The following is a 1,805-nucleotide window of genomic DNA, read 5'->3' as shown; positions in this document are numbered from 1 at the left end:
CCACAACATCGTAGTTCAGGTTGCCAAAAGACGCGAGTAGTTCCGGGAGCATGAGAAAGTCGGAGACAGAATGGGCAAGGCATCCCCGGGCAGCGTCTTCTGTCTCTGGCAACTTCAGCCAGTAGGGCTCTCCGATAAGGATTATTCCCCCGGGACGGAGACTTTTCGCCAGAAGTTCGATGGTGCCGGCAATGCCCCCGCCAATCCACGAGGCGCCAAGACAGGCTGCCACATCGACGGTTTCCCTGGCAACGAAGCCGGCAGCATCGCCGTGGATGAATTCAACTCGATTTGCGACTCCGAGCTCATCAGCCCGGAGTTTCGCTTGCGTGGTGAACAACTGGCTCATGTCGATGCCTGTGCCGGTGATCCCGTAGTCGCGTGCCCAGGTGCACAGCATCTCGCCCGAACCGCTCCCGAGATCGAGCATACGAGTCCCCGGTTCCAGGCGCAGCGCTGCGCCAAGGGTGGCGAGTTTTTCTGGTGTGAACGGGTTATGAATCCGGTGAGCACTTTCGGTAATGGTAAAAATTCGTGGAATGTCCATTTTGAAAACTCCTTCTTCTGTAGGGAATAATCGAATACTATCTTTGTGGTCGAATTCTGTAAGGATTATAAATGTCATACCACAACCTCAGCGTTCCGGGGTGTTGCCTGGGTGTTCTGTAATTAAACCGGAACTCATACTCTTTGGGCAGTGAGAAAAAAATGTGGAAATTCCATGATATTTCTTTAGCTGATCTTTTCCGGGAAATGATCAGCCGTATTGCGGTATACATCAGGTACAAGAACTGCTGATCTGGCAGTAACTTTCCGTATGAACTATCAAGACATCATGAGCTGCGGATTTTTCATTATTGTGCACAGGATTAGCGTTTATTCAAAGATCAGCACATTGGTGAATCTTGTATGTTTCTAAAAAATTATACCGGCTTGACTTTTACTTCCGGCTTGGGCAGGTAGGGGATGAGGCTTGCCGCAATCTTTTCTATGTTCATGGACTGGAGCACGACTTTTCCCGGGCCCGTCAGTGTCGTGACAAAGAGCCCTTCGCCGCCAAAGCGGGACGTGCGGATCCCGCACGCGCGCGCGATGTCATAGCGGCCCGTGTCGTCAAAGCCGCGAACAAGACCGGTCTGGACCTTGACAACGTCGCCCGGTTTCAGGTCGAGCTCGATGATGTCCCCGCAGCAGTGGAGAAAGGTCGTCCCGTTGCCTTTCATGTGCTGGAGGATGAAGCCCTGGCCGCCAAAGAGCCCGGCCGGGATCTTGCTCGTGAACGCGATGTCGAGATCGACGCCTTCGTGGCAGCAGAGGAACGAGTCCTTCCGTGCGATGAATTCCCGGTCCGGGCTCACGGTTACCGGAAAGATCTTGCCCGGCATAGTGCCGGCAAACGAGACAACGCCGGCGCCTTCGCCCGGTGAAAACCTCGTGAGGAACAGGCTCTCGCCCACGACCGCCCGCTTGATCCCGGAAAGAATGCCGCCTTTGAGCTGGCTCTCCATCGTGAACGAGCCGGTCATGTTCACCATCGCGCCGGCCTCGGCAAAGATTCCCTCGCCCGGCAGAAGGTCGATCTTCACCATCTGCAGGTTGCTGCCAATAATCTCGTGCTTCATTGCAATCCTGATGAGAAGTTCAGCCCGAAAGAAGAAATGTGTTGCGGGAAACATTTTTTGGAATTTTTCCGGAAAAAAACACGAACGATGAAATCTGAAAGTGGAATGCGAAAAGAATAGTTCAAATAATCCGTATGTCAAGTCATTTCTATGTCACGCTCTTCTTTCATCGCAATCCTCCTC

2 protein-coding genes are annotated in these 1,805 nt (G+C 53.0%); both read right to left on the bottom strand.

Going from position 1 to position 1,805, the window contains the following annotated elements:
* Positions 1-547, bottom strand: a 547-nt coding sequence (locus CW742_RS11730) for a cyclopropane-fatty-acyl-phospholipid synthase family protein (RefSeq protein ID WP_292420598.1), incomplete at its 3' end; no start/stop codon positions are given.
* 376 nt (positions 548-923) lie between these two features.
* A complete protein-coding gene (locus tag CW742_RS11725) occupies positions 924-1,622 on the bottom strand; it encodes a TIGR00266 family protein (RefSeq protein WP_292420596.1) in 699 nt (232 codons plus the stop codon).
* Between the last annotated feature and the right edge of the window lie 183 nt (positions 1,623-1,805).

Origin of the sequence: Methanoregula sp. (genome assembly GCF_002835825.1) — an archaeon.
Taxonomy (GTDB): domain Archaea; phylum Halobacteriota; class Methanomicrobia; order Methanomicrobiales; family Methanospirillaceae; genus Methanoregula.
The sequence above is the reverse complement of the archived record's forward strand: the minus strand, read 5'-3'. Positions and strand labels throughout refer to the sequence as shown.

Bases quoted from the DNA above. Each gene is read 5' to 3' on its own strand.
- CW742_RS11725 (WP_292420596.1), bottom strand. From the start codon at position 1,622: ATGAAGCACGAGATTATTGGCAGCAACCTGCAGATGGTGAAGATCGAC.